Raw genomic sequence first — 17,642 nt, 5'->3', positions numbered from 1 at the left:
CCCCCGGCACACTTGACGGAGAATATATGACGGACACCACGAAAGACTTAAGTGCATCTGATGAAGCGACAGGGCATCGGGAACGGCTGCGCCAGTTCCTGGAACAGCCGCGCGTTCATCTGGGCATTCTGGCGCTGATCATTTTCAACGCCATCACGCTTGGCGTGGGCACGTCAAAATGGGCGCAGGCCCATATCGGCGATCTTCTTGTCTCGATCGACAAGGTCGTCTTGAGCATTTTTGTCATCGAACTGGTCCTAAAGCTATACGCCTATCGGCTAAGCTTCTTCCGCAATTCGTGGAATATATTCGACCTGCTTGTTGTCGGTGTCGGCTTGCTGCCGCAGACGGCGGGGCTGTCGGCGCTGCGTGGCCTGCGCGTGATCCGCGCGCTGCGCCTGCTGTCCGTTATCCCGCAGATGCGTGCCGTCGTTCAGGCGCTATTGGACGCATTGCCGGGTATGGGTGCCGTCATCGTCATGATCTCGATCGTGTTTTACGTCTTTGGCGTGATGGCGACAATCATGTACGGCGTGATGTTCGACGAATGGTTCGGCACGCTTGGGCGGTCACTCTATTCGCTGTTCCAGATCATGACCCTTGAATCCTGGTCCATGGGGATCGTGCGACCCGTCATGGAAGTCTATCCGACGGCATGGGTCTTTTTTGTACCGTTCATTGTCATCACCTCGTTTTCGGTGCTCAACCTTTTCATCGGTTTGCTGGTTAACACGATGCAATCCGCCGTGGAGGACGAAACGGAAGCCGAGTTCGAAAAGTTGCGCGAGTTGGTGCGCGAAGAAACAGATGAGGTTTCAACTCAGGTGCTTTCCCTTCACGAAGAGATCCGCGCCCTTCGCGACGAGTTGCGTGCCGAACGTGAGGGTAAATCGTGAGTAGCAGTCAAAAATTCATCGCCAGAAATCGCGCGCCGCGGGTTCAGATCGAATATGATGTTGAACTTTACGGTGCTGAAAAGAAGGTGCAATTGCCGTTCGTCATGGGGGTCGTGTCCGATCTGTCGGGCAAGTCCGCGACGCCACCCGTGGCGGACCGGAAGTTTCTGGAAATTGATGTCGATAATTTCAACGACCGGATGGCTGCCATTGCACCCAAAGCGCAGTTTTCCGTTGCGAATACGCTGACGGGCGAAGGCAACCTTGCCGTCGACCTGACCTTTACCAAGATGGAGGATTTTACGCCCGAAGCCATTGCCGAAAAGGTTGACGCCTTGCGCCCCCTTCTGGAGGCGAGGCGGAGGTTGTCTGATCTGACCACCTATATGGACGGGAAATCCGGTGCCGAGACGCTGATTGAAAAACTGCTCTCCGAGCCTGCACTGCTGGCTGCGGTCACCGGATCAAAGGAAGCGTCGGCGGATGTCGACGCCGCCTTGGATAGCTTGCGCGCAGCGCTGCCAGCGGAAACGCCAAAAGAAGACACGACCGATGCCACGCTCGCATCTTTGGCTGCGCAAGCACCTGTTGAACGGGCCGAAGATACATCCGTGTCCGACGTTTTGGGCAGCTTGCAGCCGCCACCCGAAACCCACGCAGTTGATGATCAGGCGTCGGCTCTTGAAGCCTTGCGGGCGGTACATGTCGTCGAGCAAGTTGAAACAGATACGGCTGACACTGTCCTGTCGGGAATTTCCCGGACTGAGGCTACCGATACCCCCGCGCCGAACGAAGCCGAAGCCGTCTTGTCCGGATTGGAACGTATCCAGGACGTGGCACCGGAAGACACCTCCGGTGACATTCTTGCCGGTATCCACCAGGTCGAAGATGCCCCCGCGCAAGACGACGTCGCAGATATTCTGGGGTCCCTGAACGAGGCACCCGAGGACACCGCACCGGAAGATACCGCTGACGACGTCCTGAGTGGCATCGCCCCCGTCACCCCCCTGCAAGAGACGGATACGACAGGGGATGTTCTGGCCGGGTTGGCTGATACGCCCATGCCTGACGTCGCACCTCAGGATCGCACGTCGGATATTCTTGCCAGTCTTGACCGTCAGGAAGATACCGTCGCTGCTAACGACACCGATGATATTTTGGCCAGCCTGGATGCCCCCGAGGAACAGGAGGCAGATGATGTGGCCGACGTCCTGGCAGGGATCGAAGCGGTCGCAATCGATGAAAGCGCTGGTGGTGGCCTCACCGATGACATCCTTGCGGGCATTGATACCGCAGCCTCAGACGAAGACGAGAATGCCGAGGCTCTGGACGATATTCTAGGTGACATCTCGGCACCCGACAGTGCGGATGCGCCCCCAGACACGTCAGCCGATGATATTCTTGCCGGGTTGGATGCACCCGAGCCGACCGCGGAATCGACGAATGATTTTGACGACGTTCTGGGTGGCATGGCCGACGCCCATATTGATGCCGTGATCGAGGGTGAGACTGCGGATGATATCCTTGCCAATCTGGATGCACCCACGCCAGCGCCAGCCGCTGAAGAAAACACGGATGATATTCTTGGTGATATCGCAGAAGTAGAAACGGCAGCGGAGGATGATGGCTTGTCCGATATCCTCGGCGGTCTGGAAACTCCAACTCCGGAGCCCAAGCAGGAGACCGATCTGGATGACGTCCTGTCCGGACTTGATGCGCCCCCGTCAGAAGACACGCATAGCGATGATCTTGACGACATCCTTGGCGGTCTCGACGCGACCGAGGACGCCAGCGAAGATACATCCCTTGATGATATCCTCGGTGATCTGGATTTGGCCGAGGAAACGGGTGCAACCGACGATCTTGACGACATCCTTGGCGGCCTAGACGCGACCGAGGACGCCAGTGAGGATACATCCCTCGATGATATCCTCGGCGATCTGGACGTGGCCGAGGAAGCGGGAGCCACCGATGATCTTGACGATATCCTTGGCGACCTCGACACGACAGAGGACGCCAGTGAGGATACGTCCCTTGATGATATCCTAGGTGATTTGGATGTGGCTGAGGAAGCGGAAGCAACCGACGATCTTGACGATATCCTTGGTGGGATCGACACCAGCGAGGACGCTAGCGAGGATACGTCCCTTGATGATCTATTGGGGGATATCGACACCCCGGAAGAACCCGAAGGGGCTGACGATCTGGATGACCTTCTGGCAGGGATTGGCGATGAAACGCCAACCGAAGAAACCGACGATCTGGATGCTCTTTTGGGCGGGCTGGATGAACCGGCAGATGCAGGTGGCGATGACCTGGATGATATGCTGACCGATCTTGGCGCGCCTTCCGCGGCCGTTGCCGATGATACTGCCGGAAAAAATGCGGCACCACGCGTAGCAAAGCAATCGCCTTTCGGCGTGATCACGGCTCCGCGGCCTGAGCGGGCAGACCTGAACCGCAAGAAATTCCGCATGGCCGTTTTCGGTGATTTCACCGGTCGTGCGGCAAAAGGACTGATGGAGACGGGGGACGCGTTGGCTGCCCGTCCGCCCATTGCGCTGGATATCGATACAATTGACGAGATTATCGAAGGCTTCGGCACGACCCTTGACCTCAAGATCGGCAAGGACGGCAGCGGGGTGGCGGTCAAGTTGAAAGAGCTTGACGATCTGCACCCGGACGAGATTTACGACAACGTCGGCATCTTCGATGAGATTTCAGGACTGCGCAAGCAACTTGGCGTGGGGTCCATGGCCGATCGCACGATCTCGCAACTGAAAACGTGGTCTGAAAACCACGCCACACCGATCAAGCTGCCGAAACGGTCGGCAAGTACGTCTGTCCCTGTGAACCTCAAGCTAAGCGATTTCCAGGCTTTGATCGGGGACACGGGGGGATCACTCACGCCGTCAGGCCCTGCCGATGATCTGATTGCGCAGGTTGTGGGGCCTCACATCGTCAAGGCCCCGGATGCGGGCGCTGCCGAGATGACAAAGGCCGTCGACGAGGCATTGAGTTCGGCCATGCGATTGGTGCTGCACCATCCGGACTTTCAAGCGATCGAGGCGCAATGGCGGTCGTTGGACATGCTTGCACGCCGCATCGAGACCGACAGCACGCTGGAGATCGTCCTCTACGATGTCTCTGCGGAAGAACTGGCGGCTGACTTGGCCGCGCAGGAAGATCTTTCCAAATCCGGGCTGTTCAAACTGGTCACGGACGTGGTGGACCCCGAAGAAGGCGCAGGCGGATTTTCCGCGCTGTTTGGCCTGTACACATTCGAGGAAACGCCACCCCACGCAGAACTGCTGGCGCGGATCGGTCAGATCGGTGCGCATGTCGATGCGCCGTTCTTTTCAGCCATCACACCGACCTATCTTGAGACTGCAAAAGAGGACCGGCACCCGTTGGTTGCAGAAGCCTGGGATACGTTGCGGGGGCTGCCGGAAGCCGCATATATCGCGCTTTCGTCGCCACGTTTCCTGTTGCGCCTGCCCTATGGGGCAAAGTCCGAACCGATTTATCCTTTTTCCTTTGAAGAGTTTACGTCGAAGGAAGGCCTGAAAGGCATGCTTTGGGCCAACCCTGTCGTTCTTGTCGCGATCCTGTTGGCTGGAACCCACAAGAAAGACGGCAAGGCGATGAACCTCGGCTCGTTGATGTCGCTTGGCGATTTGCCGTTCCACTATGTCACGGACCGGGATGGCGATCAGGTCGCGCTGCCCTGTACCGAACGCAACCTGACAAGCGACGCTGCTCAGATGACATTGGGCCGGGGGTATATGCCGGTGGTTTGGGTCAAAGGCCGAAACGAGATCAGGCTCGGGTCGTTCCGGTCGCTGGCCGGAGACATCATCGCCGGCCCCTGGGAGGCCGAAGTTCCGGCACAATCGCCGCGTCCAGGCGCGGGCACCATCAAACTCGAGGCGAATATCCCCGTCGCACAAGACAAGGATGGCTCGGGTGCGGATGACACATCTCTTGACGATTTGCTTTCCGACACTGAAACTGACGGCGTTCAAGCAGATGATGGCGACGACGATACATCGCTTGATGATCTGTTGGCCGGGTTCGATGCCGACGATACCGATGACGACGGCGGTGACATGGACGCCGATCTTGCTGCATTGCTGGAGGGATTATAGATGGACGGGACAATCAATACGCCAGAACCGGAGCGCGACGACGAGCCGGAGATTATCTTGCTGGCTATCGAAAAAAAGAAATATTACATGTATAAAGGTGACGACCATTTAAACCAACTGCTTCTCGCAGACGGGGTTTTTCCAAAACCCGTTCTGTGTGTCAGTTTTGATTCATTATTTGATGCCAGACGTATTATTGGCGACGGTTTTTCAGTTTCAAGTTGCTGGGCGATACACCCCGAAATCATTGAACGCCTTCGCAACGAAAAGTGTCTGCTTGAGACGGACGCGTAGCTGCGAAGTGCTAGGCAAGGAGTGCCGACATGTCGATTGATCTATTGAACAGGGCCGTGTGGATGGAGGGCGATTACGCCTCCAAGCCGGTGAACCTAAAGAATGCTCGGGTCGTTGAGGGGCTTAGCTTTCTGACGGAAACAACAATCGAGTTCTTGTCCTCCAACGATGCGCTTGATCTTCAGGATATTCTTGGAAAGACGATCTGCGTTGGTATCAAGGACGCCGACGAGAAAGACCGTTTTTTCACGGGAACGTGCACGTCGGTTGAATATGTCGGTCTTTATCAGGGGCTGTCCCATTTCGTTGCTGAAACACGCCCTTGGCTTTGGTTTCTGACACGGCGTCAGGAAAACCGGATTTTTCAGGACAAGACGGTCCTGGATATCATTCAGCAAGTTCTGGGAGACTACGGCTTTTGGACGATGGTGGAAAAGAAGACGACCGCCAAATACGAGAAACGTGTCTATTGCGTGCAATACGCTGAAACCGACTTTGACTTCATTTGCCGGTTGATGGAAGAAGAAGGCATTTATTACTATTTCGTGCAGGACGGCAAAACGCTCAAGATGGTTTTGGCCGACAGTATCAGCGCGCACAAGGCGACCCCCGGGAAATCGGAAATCGACTTTCATTTCAAGGAAGCGAAATACCGTCGCAGAGACGATCATATCTTTGACTGGAGCGAAGCCACCGGTGTGACAACCGGTAAGATAACGCTGAACGACTATGACTTTGAAAACCCCAAGGCCGATCAGAAGACTGCCAAGGCCATCGCCAAAGGGGATCATAGCCACAAATCATATGAACACTACCGGTATCCCGGTCACAGCCGGATCGCAGGGACCGGGGACCATCTGACCAAGGTTAGAATGGAAGCGGAGGCGGTAAAGCATAGGGTGTCACGCGGTGCCGGCAACGTCCGTACGATTGGCGTCGGCCAGACATTCAAGCTGAAAGAACATCCGCGCAAACATAACAACATGGAATATCTGCTTACGCGCGCCGTGCATCATTTGCAGATTGAAACGGATTACGAAGATCAGGAAAGCAAGAAGCCGCTTTTCGACAGCACGATCCCGGTGGATGAGGACAACAAGGACACCTATCGTGTTGTGTTTGATGTCATCCCCAAGACCGAACCGTTTCGCGCACCGCAAGTGACGCCATGGCCGAAACTTTTGGGGCTGCAAACTGCTATCGTCACCGGTCCGTCGGGCGAAGAGATCCACACCGATAAATACGGGCGCATCAAAGTGCAGTTCTATTGGGACCGCGTCGGCAAGAAAAATGAACTTAGCACATGTTGGGTGCGGTGTGTCATGCCCTGGACCGGCAAAGCCTGGGGTATGATTTCAATTCCGCGTATCGGCCAGGAAGTCGCCATCCAGTTCGAAGAAGGTGACCCTGACCGGCCGATCTGCACCGGCATGTTGTACAATGGCGATACAATGCCACCCTATGGTCTGCCTGCGAACATGACCCAAACGGGGATCAAGACGCGTTCCTCCAAGACGGGCGGGGAGCAGAACTATAACGAGCTGGTTTTCGAAGACAAAAAGGACGCTGAATTCATCCGGCTTCATTCGGAGAAAGATTACTTTCAAACGATCGAAAACAATGCCGAAATTAAAATCGGCCTTGATAAGATGGATCCTGGTGATCTGACGCAGACGATTTATCACACCAAGACCGAGACCATAAAGACCGGCGATCATATCTTTAAGGTCGAGACGGGCAATCAGAGCATCTTTATCAAGACCGATCACACGGAAACGATCGAAGGCAAGTCGACCGAGACGATCACCGGCGACACTGCCACGACGATCAAGACGGGAAACTATACCCAGACGATCAGCACCGGGAATGTTACCCGGGAAGTATCGAAGGGCAACGAGGACGTAACGGTGTCCATGGGGGACTATACCCTTGATACTTCAGCAGGTTCCGTCATTATCACAGCCGCGACAAAGATATCTCTTACGGTCGGGGGCAATTCCATTACCATCAGCCAATCAGGGATCGAGATTTCCGGGACCATGGTCACCGTCGAAGGTAAGGCAACCGCCGAAATGTCTTCTCCTGCGACCACTGTTTCAGGGAGCGGGATGCTGACTCTGGAAGGTGGCGTGGTCATGATCAATTGAGCGGGCACATGTCAGAACGATTTTCCAATCTTAAGAAAATACCGGAACAGCCTGCGGCACGGCTGTTGGCGGCTGCGAATGCAAAGCTGACAGCAGAGCTTTCGACCCCTGCCAGCGCATCCGTGCCGGTGGTTTTGGCCGAGTTGGAAAAGATGGGGGAGCATGTGGACATGATCCGCCTGTTGTCCGTGTCATTGCCCCCGCGTGAATGCGTCTGGTGGGCCTGCATTGCCGGTCGCGAACTGGTCGGGCCAGACGGGAAAAGCCCCTGTCTGACCACCGCCGAGGCATGGGTGTTTGAGCCAACCGACGACATCCGCATGCGCTTGCAGACGGTGCTTGAAACGGAATCGTCAGGGGACAAAGCCGCCCCTTGTGCAACGGCCGCGTTTTATGCGCCGGGCAACATGGGACCGGGCGAGATGAAAGACCATCCCGCCCCGATCGGCGTGGTCGCCGCATGTGCATTCGGCATCAACCTCAAGACATTGAAACTGGGGCCCGACCCTGAAACGCGTTTCAATCTTATCATTGACCGGGCTCTCGATATTGCGCGCGGCGGCAATGGCAAGGTAGAGTTGCGCAGCACGGCCCCCGAAAAAGGAGATGCATAATGGGAACACCTCAGGCACGCGTTGCGGACATGCACACCGGACCCTGCACGTTTGGATCCCCTTTGCCGATCATGCCGCCTTGTTGCGTTACAGTATTGGTTTGCAAGATGCCGGCGGCCCGGGTCACAGATTTATGCCTTGGGCTGATTGCGCCGCCTGCTGCGAATTTTCCGCCACACCCCATCGCCAAAGGTTCGGCGACGGTGTTGATCCAGAAGTTGCCTGCGGCGCGCATTGGTGACATGTGCTCGTTGGGGGGTGCAATCGTTGCGGGTGCACCGACGGTATTGACGGGTGGCTAATTACAGATGGCGGTAACACTAAGGTTTCAGTCGACGGGCAGTATCCCCGGCAATGGTGATCCAATCAACATGCAAGGTCCCAGCCTGACGATCGGGCGGGGCAACGAAAATGATCTGGTTCTGCCTGATCCCAACCGAGAATTGTCCAAAAGGCACTGCGCCATCGAGGACCATAACGGCAATGTCATCGTCGTCGACTTTTCGACGAACGGCACGTTTCTGAACTATGGCAAGCTGGCCTTGGGAAGCACGCCAACCCCCTTGAACGACGGGGATATCCTTTCGGTCGGGCCATACGAAATTTTGGTCAATATCGCCTCGAATTCCCAAGATGACATGATCGCGGCCCCTGTCGAAGATGTGCAGGTGTCGCATGGAATGGCGTCCGGCGCGCCGAGCGATTTTGATTTGATGAACGCTCCGGGTGACGGGGGTGATTTCCTTGACGACCTGCTGGGCGGGCGTGAAGTCGCCCCCAAAGGCCCGGCCGTCGTGAACAGGGACGAACCCGATGACGATGGCCTGCTGCCGCCGCTCGGCGACGATGACGATTTGCTTGGGCCCGCGGCTGATCCCTATGCCGGGCAGGGGGCCAGCATGGGCGCGCACAACGCAGCATCCCAAGACTACTTCAGTGCTGCGCGGCCGTCTTCCGGCGGATCGGCTATTCCGGACGACTGGGATGATGACTTCCTGTCGCCCATCGCGCCGGAACCGCGCGCGGATTCCGGTGGCAGCACCGGCAATCCGTTTGCATCGCCCACCCCTGCAACGCGGATCCCGGACGAACCAACCTTGCAGCCGGCCCCTGCACCCGTGCAGCCAGCGGTTCAGGCCAAAGCGCCCGTTGCAGTGGCAAGCGGCGTTGTGGGTGTCGCGCCGGCGCGGGGTTTCCTTGCAGCCCTGGGGGCCGACGATGTCGAGGTGCCTGACGCCGAATTGCCTGCCACCATGGTGCGGATGGGCAAGGTGTTGCGTGTCATGATCGAGGGCATGCGTGAAATCCTGATGACGCGCACGTCGTTCAAATCCGAATTTCGGATCGAACGTACGATGATCCAGATCGGTGGGAACAATCCGCTCAAATTCTCGATCAGCCCTGAACAGGCGATCGAAGCGATGGTCCGCCCCAAGGCCCAAGGATATCTGGATGCGATCGATGCGACCACAGAAGCCTTGAAGGATATCAAAGCCCATGAGGTGGCCGTGATCACCGGCATGGAAGCGGCCTTGAAGGGCATCCTGAAAAAACTGGATCCGGCGGTCCTAGAGACCAAGATAAACAATGAAAGCAACCTAAGCGGTATGCTGAAAAGCCGAAAAGCCCGGTATTGGGAAATCTATGAAACCATGTATTCGGAAATTTCTGACCAGGCCGAGAATGATTTCCAAGAGTTGTTTGCCAAGGAATTTGCACGCGCTTACCAGGACCAATTGGACAAATTGAAATGATGAACCACGAATGGGGGGCACATAATGTCTTGGGATAGCAAGGTTCTCTGGAATGAAGGACTGTTTCTTCAGCCCCATCACTTTCAACAGGCGGACAGGTACACCGAAAGCCTTGTTGCCGGTCTGGCACGCCGTATCGGCCCCTACATCTGGGGGGTAAACGCGCTTGAGATCGACGAAGAAGTGCTGAAATTCGGCCAGTTCGCGATCAAATCCTGCGCCGGGCTGACCCATGACGGTACCGTTTTCCGGGTGCCCAGTTCCGAAGACCATCCCCCCGCGCTTGACGTGCCCGAAGGGGTCAAGGACTGCATCATCTACCTGACCGTACCTCAGCGCCGGCAAGGCGCGCTTGAGGTCGACATGACCGGCGCAGAGCTTTCTGCCGCGCGGCTTCGCCCCGGTGAGATTGAGGTGACCGATGTCACCTCCACAGGCAAGAAAGCGGTTACCATGGGTGTCGGAAAACTGCGTTTGCAGTTCGCGCTTGCGGTTGATGACCTTGCTGATCGCCTGTGCATTCCGATCGCCAGAATTATCGAAGTCAAACCTGACAAAGAGGTCTTGCTAGACAAGTCCTTTATGGCGTCTTGCCTGGACTGCAATGCCGCCGGCCCCTTGAAGGATTTCATGCGCGAGCTGGACGGCTTGCTGGGCCACCGGAAAACCGCGCTTTCCGGGCGTCTGTCCGAAGGGGGCAGCACCAAGGGCGTCGCCGAGATTTCGGATTTCCTGTTGCTGATGTGCGTTAACCGGATGCAGCCATTGGTAAAGCATCTTTCGCAGATCGAAAATGTGCATCCTCAGGAATTTTATCGCGTCTGCCTGTGCCTTGCGGGTGAATTGGCCACGTTCATGGCCGCTGACAAAGCCGCGCCCGAATTTCCGCCCTATGCCCATGACAATCTGACCGTCACATTCAACCCGGTGATAAAGGTGCTGCGCCAGTACTTGTCTTCAGTGCTGGAACAGACGGCGGTATCGATCCCGCTGGATCCGCGCAAATACGGCATCAGCGTCGGCATCATCGCCGATCGCAAGCTGTTGTCGACCGCTGGTTTCGTGCTTGCCGTGCAGGCGGACATTCCTGCGGAAAACGTGCGGCGTCATTTCCAGAACCAGGCCAAGATCGGTCCGGTCGAAGAGATCAGGCAGTTGGTCAACTCTGCTTTGCCCGGCATCCCGCTGCGACCTTTGCCGGTTGCCCCGCGCCAAATTCCCTATCACGCGGGTGTGGTGTATTTTGAACTGGACGGGGACAGTGCCCATTGGGGTAAGATGTCGACATCCGGCGGCATCGCAGTTCACGTTTCAGGCGAATTTCCGGGCCTGAAGATGGAGCTTTGGGCCATTCGACAGGGTTAGGGCCCTCCTTGAGGCCCTAGATATTAGAGGACGAAACGCATGTCTGATAAAGATCCATTCGCCGAACCGGACGATGCTGACCGGACGATTATCCGTCCAAATCCCGGTGGGCGACGGGCCGTCCCTACGTCTCCGCAACCCTTTTCCCAACCCCAAGCGGCCCCGCAACAGCAGCGTCAGCCTGACGCTGCGGCACCGATGGGTATCCCGACCGGTTCCAGCGCGTCACGCGAAAGCGCCACGGAACCCAGTGTCGAACAGGGTATGACCGGCATGAACAAGATCAACGCGGCGGCGGCCACGTTGTTTTCCCTGGTGTCGCGTATCCGTAATCGCGCACAGCACATGGATCCGGAAAAGCTGCGGCGGTCCGTTGTTGCAGAGGTGCGGGAATTCGAAAATCGTGCGCTCAAGATCGGAATTGACGCACAGGACATCAAGATCGCCCGCTATGCCATCTGTGCGACCTTGGATGATGTGGTGCTGAACACACCGTGGGGGGGGCAGTCGATCTGGGCGCAGCAATCCATGGTTGGCACGTTCCACAAAGAAACTGTCGGGGGTGACCGGTTTTTCGACCTGCTTGCACGGCTGGAAAAAGAACCAAGTAACAATATTGACCTGCTTGAATTCCTTTACATGTGCCTGTCGCTCGGCTTTGAGGGTCGCTTGCGGGTCGAACAGGGCGGCTCGGACAAGCATCTGCAAATCCGCGCGGGGCTATCGCGCATCATCCGCGCGCAACGTGGACCTGTTGAAAAGGACATGTCGCCGCATTGGGAAGGTGTAGAGCAACCGCATAAGGTTCTTTCAATCTGGCGCCCACTTTGGATCACGACTGCCAGCGTCGCCATTTTACTGACCGCGATTTTCCTGACTTTCAGTTGGGTGCTGAACAGGTCCACGGATCGTGTCATGGGGCAGATGTCAGTCCTTGATTCAGGGCAGGTCGCGGAATTGATGCGTCGTGCGCCCCCGCCGCCGCCCCCACCTCCGCCGCCCGATGTTCAGCTAAACCGGGTAAAGGGTTTTCTACAGAAAGAGATTTCGGACGGAATCGTCGAAGTGTTCCAGGATCAACAGACGATCACCGTCCGACTGGCAGGCTCGAATATGTTCGGCTCTGGTTCGGACCGCCTGCAACCGGCGTTCGAAGAACCCTTGCGCAAGGTCGCGCAAGCGCTTGATGAAACCGAGGGCCCCGTCATCGTGGTCGGTCATTCGGACAACATTCCGATAAAGTCATCGCGCTTTCCATCGAATGAACGTCTCTCACTTGCGCGGGCCGAAGCCGTGATGCGCACGCTCGAGGGCAAACTTGCCAAGTCTGACCGCCTTGAGGCCGAGGGCCGCGCAGAGAAACAGCCGATCGCTGATAATAGCACCCGCGAAGGTCGCGCCAAAAACCGTCGAATCGAAATCGTTCTGGTGAGGAAAGATACAACATGATTCTGCACACCCTTCGCAAAATCCGTTCCGGCATTGTCATAACGATCCTGGTCGCCTTCGCGTTCTCGCTGATGATCTGGTTTCTGGGACCGCTTCTTGGTTTTGGCGACCTCCACCCGTGGGACAGCCCCGTCGCACGTCTGATCACGATCGGCATTATCGTGTTGCTGGCCCTGACGGCAATCTTGCTGATCATCATGCGCCGGACGAAACGCGAAAAGCAGATGGAAGAGGACATCGTCGAGTCGCTGGATGATGATGATGCCGACAGTGAAGAGGACGAACTGGTCAAAGCCGAGTTGCTGGAGCTGAAGGGCAAGCTGAAAGAGGCGCTTGGGGCCTTGCGGAAATCAAAGCTGGGTAAAAAATCGCTTTATGAACTGCCCTGGTACGTGATGATCGGACCCCCCGGTGCCGGCAAGACGACGGCGATTGTCAATTCCGGGCTGAACTTTCCCCTTGCCGATAGCGTCGGCAAGGCCAGCATCGGCGGCGTCGGTGGGACCCGAAATTGCGACTGGTGGTTTACCAACGACGCGGTTTTGATCGACACCGCCGGACGTTATACCACCCAGGACAGCGCAGAGGCGGAGGACAATGCAGGGTGGCAGGGGTTCCTGCGGCTTCTGAAAAAGCACCGCAAGCGGCAGCCGATCAACGGGGCCATCCTTGCTGTATCCCTGTCGGACCTGTCGTTGCAGGATGAAGCCACGCAAAAGGGGCACGCCGCTGCGATCCGCCGCCGGCTGCATGAATTGCGCGAAAAGCTGGGCGTGCGCTTTCCGGTTTATGTGCTGTTCACCAAGTCCGATCTGATAGCGGGCTTTTCCGAATTTTTCGACCATCTGGGCAAGGAAGAACGCGAACAGGTTTGGGGCTTTACTCTTCCGCTGTTGAAAAAGACCAAGGCCGAAGTGTCTCCGATTGCTGCCTTTGACGAAGAATTCAACCTCTTGCTGGGGCAGATCAACGCGCAATCTCTTGAACGGATGCAGCAGGAAACCGATCACCAGCGCCGTTCACTGATCGCGAGCTTTCCGTCGCAGGTGGCATCCGTCCGCACCACCGCAAATACGTTTCTGACCGAGGTGTTCCAGGACAACCGGTTTGAAAAACGCCACCTGCTGAGGGGCGTTTATTTCACGTCCGGCACCCAGGAAGGCACGCCGATCGACCGTCTGATGATGGGCATGGCACGTACCTTCGGAATCGGCCGTCAGGCCATCGGTTCCGGGCGCGGGACCGGCAGATCGTTCTTTCTGACGCGCCTGTTCGAAAAGGTCATGTTCCCCGAAGCGGGCCTTGTCAGCGCCGATGACAAGGTCGAACGCCGCTATCGTTGGACAAAACGCGTCGCCATTGCAGCCGCCCTTGTGGCCGGTATCGCCATGACGGGGCTGTGGGCCCGCAGCTATCTGGGGAATGCCGAGCTGTTGCAGCAGGCGTCCGAAAGCATTGACCAGTACCGCACCGCGGCCGCCCAAATTCCCGGTAGCCCGATTGCCGATAGCGATCTGCCCGGTATCGTGCCTGCCTTGAACATCTTGCGTGCCATGCCCGGTAATCCCGCGGCAGGTGATCCCCGTCCGAAGGGCGCGCTGACGTGGGGCCTGTATCAAGGCAAGGTGCTTGGAAACCAGGCCAGCCAATCCTACCGTGCGGCGCTGAACGAACATTTCCTGCCCCGCATGCTCTTGCGCCTTGAAGAGCAGATGCAGGCCAACATGAACAACCCCGACTTCCTGTATGAGAGCCTCAAGATCTATCTTATTCTGGGTCAGCAGGGACCGATGAACCAGGACCTGATCAAGGAATGGATGGCGCTTGATTGGTCTGTCGCCTTTCAGGGCAGTGGTCGTGATGAATTGCGCGCGGACCTGACGCGCCATTTGGATGCATTGCTGGATGCGCCGATTGACGAAATCGCTCTGAATGGTCCGCTGGTCGAACAGATCCAGGGTTTGCTGTCCGAAATGCCTCTGGCCCAACGGGTCTACAACGGGATCATCAACTCGCCCCGCGCCAAGGATTTGCCGCAATGGCGTTTGACGGACATTGGCGGCCCTGCAATCGGGCGCGTGATTGTACGGTCCTCGGGCAAGCCGCTGAACGAAGGCGTCGAAGGCATTTTCACCTATGACGGCTTCAACACCGTGTTCCTGGACGAGGCGCTTGGCGTCGCAACGCGTATTCAACGCGAAAGCTGGGTTTTGGGCGAACGCGGTGAAGCAGAGCAATCTGAAACTGCATTGGTCGCGATGAGCCGGGATGTGCTGGACCTTTATTACACCGACTATATCTCGCGCTATGATCAAATCCTTGGCGACATCGACATCATCCCCATGGAAAGCCTGAGCCACGCGGTCGAAGTGACGAATGTACTCTCTGGCCCAACGTCCCCCTTGGTGAATATTCTGAACGCGGTCTCGGATGAGACGAAGCTGACGGAAGACCGTGGCGGATTGGACGGTTCGGGCCTTGCCGAAGGGGCTGCAAGTGTCGGCGCGCTTGAACTTCAGTCCTCGTTGTCGAGCCGGAGCCAGCTGTTCATCAGTGCGCTCAGCAGTGGTGTCACGACCGACCAGGGCCCCGCGCCGAAAGAGCCGGGTTCCTTTGTCGAAGAGCGTTTTGCCTGGCTGCACGAGCTTGTCGCGGAAATCGACAACCAGCCCTCGCAGCTTGCAGAGTTGATGAGCCGCCTGACCCAGGTCTATCAGGAGCTGAACAAACTCAGCTTTGCTGGCGGGGTCGGGGCAGGGTCCGGTGACACGACCGCGATCGTGCGGTTCCAGGAACTGGCAAACCGCCTTCCGGGGCCGATCCAGCGGTGGTCGACACAGATTTCATCTGGATCGTCCGGCATCACGGCTGACGGGACGCGCGCATCGATAAATGCCAAATGGCAGTCACAAGTGCTGCCGTTTTGTACGCAGGCGCTGGATAACCGGTATCCGTTTTCTGGGGGGGCCAAGGCAGATGTGGCAATGGGCGACTTTGCCCGCCTGTTTGCGCCGAACGGCATGATTGACGGCTTTTTCAACGAAAACCTGCGGGACTATGTTGATACGCGGGCACGCCCCTGGGCATGGAAGCGGGTCAATGACACCGATCTTGGCATCAGCCCTGCGGTTCTGCAACAGCTGCAATATGCCGCCGAAATCCGTGACGCGTTCTTTTCGGGTGGGGAAACGCCAGCCGTGAAATTCCAGATCACGCCAGAGGCGCTTGATCCCAAAGCCCAGCAACTGGTCTTGGACATTGACGGTCAAGAGGTGGAGTTTGCCCATTCTGTAGCGCCCAAACCGTCGGCCATCACATGGCCCGGTGCAGTCGGGTCCGCGCGCATCATCTTGCAGCCTGTCATCAACAGCACGTCAAACGCGATCACGCGGGATGGTCCGTGGGCATGGTTCCGGCTGCTCAGCGCCGCAGAGGTGCGCCGGACGAACGTGTCCGATCGCAACCGCGTCATCTTTAACGTGGGCGGGCGGATCGCAATCTTTCAATTGCAGTCAGGTTCCGTCTTGAACCCGTTTGCCCTGACCGCGCTGAGCAAGTTCAGCTGCCCCAAGTCGTTTTGATGGCCGGCCAGTTCGGTGCCTTCGGTAAAATCCCTGCATTGGGGGATTTTCTTCGGCTTAATGTCACTGCAGGATTTGTGCAGCCTTGGGATGAATGGATGCAGGCGGGCATGCTTGGGTCGCGCGAAGCCCTGCAGGAGAGCTGGGACGACGCATATCTATCTGCGCCGATATGGCGGTTCACTTTGCCCCGCGGTGTTTCTGGATCATCCGGCATGATCGGGATTGTAATGGCGTCGGTAGACCGGGTCGGGCGGCAATATCCCTTGACGATAGCCGCGCCGGTCGAGGTTGCGAATATTGCCCTGTGCCATTTCGCGAACACGGCGGTGTTCGAGCAGTTGGAACAAATTGCGCTCGACATGCTTGATGACCACAGCACACGGGACATGCTGACAAGCGCGCTTGCGCTTGTTAATCCGATGCCGGCAATCTCTTCGGAACCGGCGGGCCTGCCCTATGCCGGATTGTTCCCGATCGAACATGTCCTGGCAGGGCAGGCGTTGGCAGCAAGGGTCGGTGGCACTGACGTCATCTGGTCGACCGCCATGGATCAAGACAATCGCCTGATGCTCACGCGTGGGCTGCCCGAGGGGCGCGAGATGCGCGCTCTGTTCGATTTGCACTCCCCCGTTTGGGGCAACGAAGATATGGCCGCACTCATATGACCCAAGTCCGATATTCCGCGACGACCCATTTGGGTTTGAAGCGTAAGGTAAACGAAGACAGCATCCTCGCCTTGCCTGATCAGCAGATCTGGGTGGTGGCTGACGGCATGGGGGGGCACGCCGGGGGCGATTTTGCCTCTCAGGCGGTCGTGGACAGTGTCGCCATGATCGATCCAACGTTGCCGCCTGTTGGCTTGCTGAATGCCCTGCGGGATACGCTGGCCCGATCCCACGAATTGATCCTGAGCGAGGCCGCGTCGCGTGGCGGGGTTACGATGGGGTCGACAGTTGTCACATTCGCCATCGCCGAGGGGCATTTTGCTACATTCTGGGCGGGCGATAGCCGTTTGTACCGTCTTCAGAACGGCGTGCTGGACATGCTGACGACCGATCATTCGGTGGTGGCCGACTTTGTTCTGGCAGGCCAGATGACGTGGGACGAAGCCGAACACCATCCGCAATCCAATGCGATTACCCATGCCGTCGGTGTCGGGGATAAACTGGAACTTGAAAAAATACGCGGTCAGGTTTTTTCCGGTGACCGCTTTTTATTATGTTCGGACGGGCTGACGAAATATGCTACATTTGATATTCTGACACGGTATTTGTCTCAGGAGCCGATCGAGACGATAGCAGAGCGGTTGCAGCAATTGGCACTGGATGGGGGAGGGGCCGATAACATCTCGATCATCGTAATCGACATTATTTAAGACCACAGTTTTAACT

Annotated in this window: 12 protein-coding genes; all 12 read left to right on the top strand. The window is 57.2% G+C overall.

The annotated features are described in order from the left end of the window. Window positions 1-26: 26 nt before the first annotated feature. Genes RGAI101_RS18850 through RGAI101_RS18795 form a run of 12 tightly spaced genes read left to right on the top strand, consistent with a single transcriptional unit; the run spans window position 27 to window position 17,626 of the window. Window positions 27-896, top strand: a complete 870-nt coding sequence (locus RGAI101_RS18850; protein ID WP_008229686.1) for an ion transporter — start codon at window positions 27-29, stop codon at window positions 894-896. Continuing rightward, complete coding sequence (gene tssB, locus RGAI101_RS22640) at window positions 893-5,044, top strand: type VI secretion system contractile sheath small subunit (protein WP_008229541.1); 4,152 nt, start codon at window positions 893-895, stop codon at window positions 5,042-5,044. The genes RGAI101_RS18850 and tssB overlap by 4 nt, the downstream gene beginning before the upstream one ends. Continuing rightward, window positions 5,045-5,338: a hypothetical protein gene (locus tag RGAI101_RS18840; RefSeq protein WP_037230091.1), complete on the top strand. Its 294-nt coding sequence runs from the start codon at window positions 5,045-5,047 to the stop codon at window positions 5,336-5,338. A 29-nt stretch (window positions 5,339-5,367) separates the two neighbouring features. Next, window positions 5,368-7,485, top strand: a complete 2,118-nt coding sequence (locus tag RGAI101_RS18835; RefSeq protein WP_008229807.1) for a type VI secretion system Vgr family protein — start codon at window positions 5,368-5,370, stop codon at window positions 7,483-7,485. Window positions 7,486-7,493: 8 nt separating this feature from the next. Continuing rightward, a complete protein-coding gene (locus RGAI101_RS18830; protein ID WP_008229789.1) occupies window positions 7,494-8,099 on the top strand; it encodes a DUF6931 family protein in 606 nt (201 codons plus the stop codon). Continuing rightward, window positions 8,099-8,401, top strand: a complete 303-nt coding sequence (locus tag RGAI101_RS21695; RefSeq protein WP_037230088.1) for a PAAR domain-containing protein — start codon at window positions 8,099-8,101, stop codon at window positions 8,399-8,401. Before RGAI101_RS18830 ends, RGAI101_RS21695 begins: the two co-directional genes overlap by 1 nt. A 6-nt stretch (window positions 8,402-8,407) precedes the next feature. After that, the gene (gene tagH / locus RGAI101_RS18820; protein WP_008229651.1) at window positions 8,408-9,853 is read left to right on the top strand and encodes a type VI secretion system-associated FHA domain protein TagH; all 1,446 of its coding nucleotides are present in this window, start codon (window positions 8,408-8,410) and stop codon (window positions 9,851-9,853) included. A gap of 24 nt (window positions 9,854-9,877) precedes the next feature. Continuing rightward, entirely contained in the window at window positions 9,878-11,218 is a 1,341-nt protein-coding gene (gene tssK / locus RGAI101_RS18815; RefSeq protein WP_008229584.1) for a type VI secretion system baseplate subunit TssK, read from the top strand. Between the two features lie 39 nt (window positions 11,219-11,257). After that, window positions 11,258-12,667, top strand: a complete 1,410-nt coding sequence (gene icmH, locus RGAI101_RS18810; protein ID WP_037230085.1) for a type IVB secretion system protein IcmH/DotU — start codon at window positions 11,258-11,260, stop codon at window positions 12,665-12,667. Next, window positions 12,664-16,248 carry a type VI secretion system membrane subunit TssM gene (tssM, locus tag RGAI101_RS18805; protein WP_008229856.1) on the top strand — a complete coding sequence of 1,195 codons (3,585 nt, stop codon included), beginning with the start codon at window positions 12,664-12,666 and terminating at the stop codon, window positions 16,246-16,248. The genes icmH and tssM overlap by 4 nt, the downstream gene beginning before the upstream one ends. Next, window positions 16,248-16,916: a type VI secretion system-associated protein TagF gene (gene tagF, locus RGAI101_RS18800; protein ID WP_008229833.1), complete on the top strand. Its 669-nt coding sequence runs from the start codon at window positions 16,248-16,250 to the stop codon at window positions 16,914-16,916. Before tssM ends, tagF begins: the two co-directional genes overlap by 1 nt. Continuing rightward, the gene (locus RGAI101_RS18795; protein ID WP_008229636.1) at window positions 16,913-17,626 is read left to right on the top strand and encodes a PP2C family protein-serine/threonine phosphatase; all 714 of its coding nucleotides are present in this window, start codon (window positions 16,913-16,915) and stop codon (window positions 17,624-17,626) included. Before tagF ends, RGAI101_RS18795 begins: the two co-directional genes overlap by 4 nt. Window positions 17,627-17,642 lie beyond the last annotated feature (16 nt).

Origin of the sequence: Roseobacter sp. GAI101 (genome assembly GCF_000156335.1) — a bacterium.
Lineage (GTDB): Bacteria > Pseudomonadota > Alphaproteobacteria > Rhodobacterales > Rhodobacteraceae > Sulfitobacter.
Note: the sequence above shows the minus strand (reverse complement) of the source record. Positions and strands in the feature narration are given on the sequence as shown.

Bases quoted from the DNA above. Each gene is read 5' to 3' on its own strand.
- RGAI101_RS18850 (WP_008229686.1), top strand. From the start codon at position 27: ATGACGGACACCACGAAAGACTTAAGTGCATCTGATGAAGCGACAGGG.
- RGAI101_RS18840 (WP_037230091.1), top strand. From the start codon at position 5,045: ATGGACGGGACAATCAATACGCCAGAACCGGAGCGCGACGACGAGCCG.
- RGAI101_RS18835 (WP_008229807.1), top strand. From the start codon at position 5,368: ATGTCGATTGATCTATTGAACAGGGCCGTGTGGATGGAGGGCGATTAC.
- RGAI101_RS18830 (WP_008229789.1), top strand. From the start codon at position 7,494: ATGTCAGAACGATTTTCCAATCTTAAGAAAATACCGGAACAGCCTGCG.
- RGAI101_RS21695 (WP_037230088.1), top strand. From the start codon at position 8,099: ATGGGAACACCTCAGGCACGCGTTGCGGACATGCACACCGGACCCTGC.
- tagH (WP_008229651.1), top strand. From the start codon at position 8,408: ATGGCGGTAACACTAAGGTTTCAGTCGACGGGCAGTATCCCCGGCAAT.
- tssK (WP_008229584.1), top strand. From the start codon at position 9,878: ATGTCTTGGGATAGCAAGGTTCTCTGGAATGAAGGACTGTTTCTTCAG.
- icmH (WP_037230085.1), top strand. From the start codon at position 11,258: ATGTCTGATAAAGATCCATTCGCCGAACCGGACGATGCTGACCGGACG.
- tssM (WP_008229856.1), top strand. From the start codon at position 12,664: ATGATTCTGCACACCCTTCGCAAAATCCGTTCCGGCATTGTCATAACG.
- tagF (WP_008229833.1), top strand. From the start codon at position 16,248: ATGGCCGGCCAGTTCGGTGCCTTCGGTAAAATCCCTGCATTGGGGGAT.
- RGAI101_RS18795 (WP_008229636.1), top strand. From the start codon at position 16,913: ATGACCCAAGTCCGATATTCCGCGACGACCCATTTGGGTTTGAAGCGT.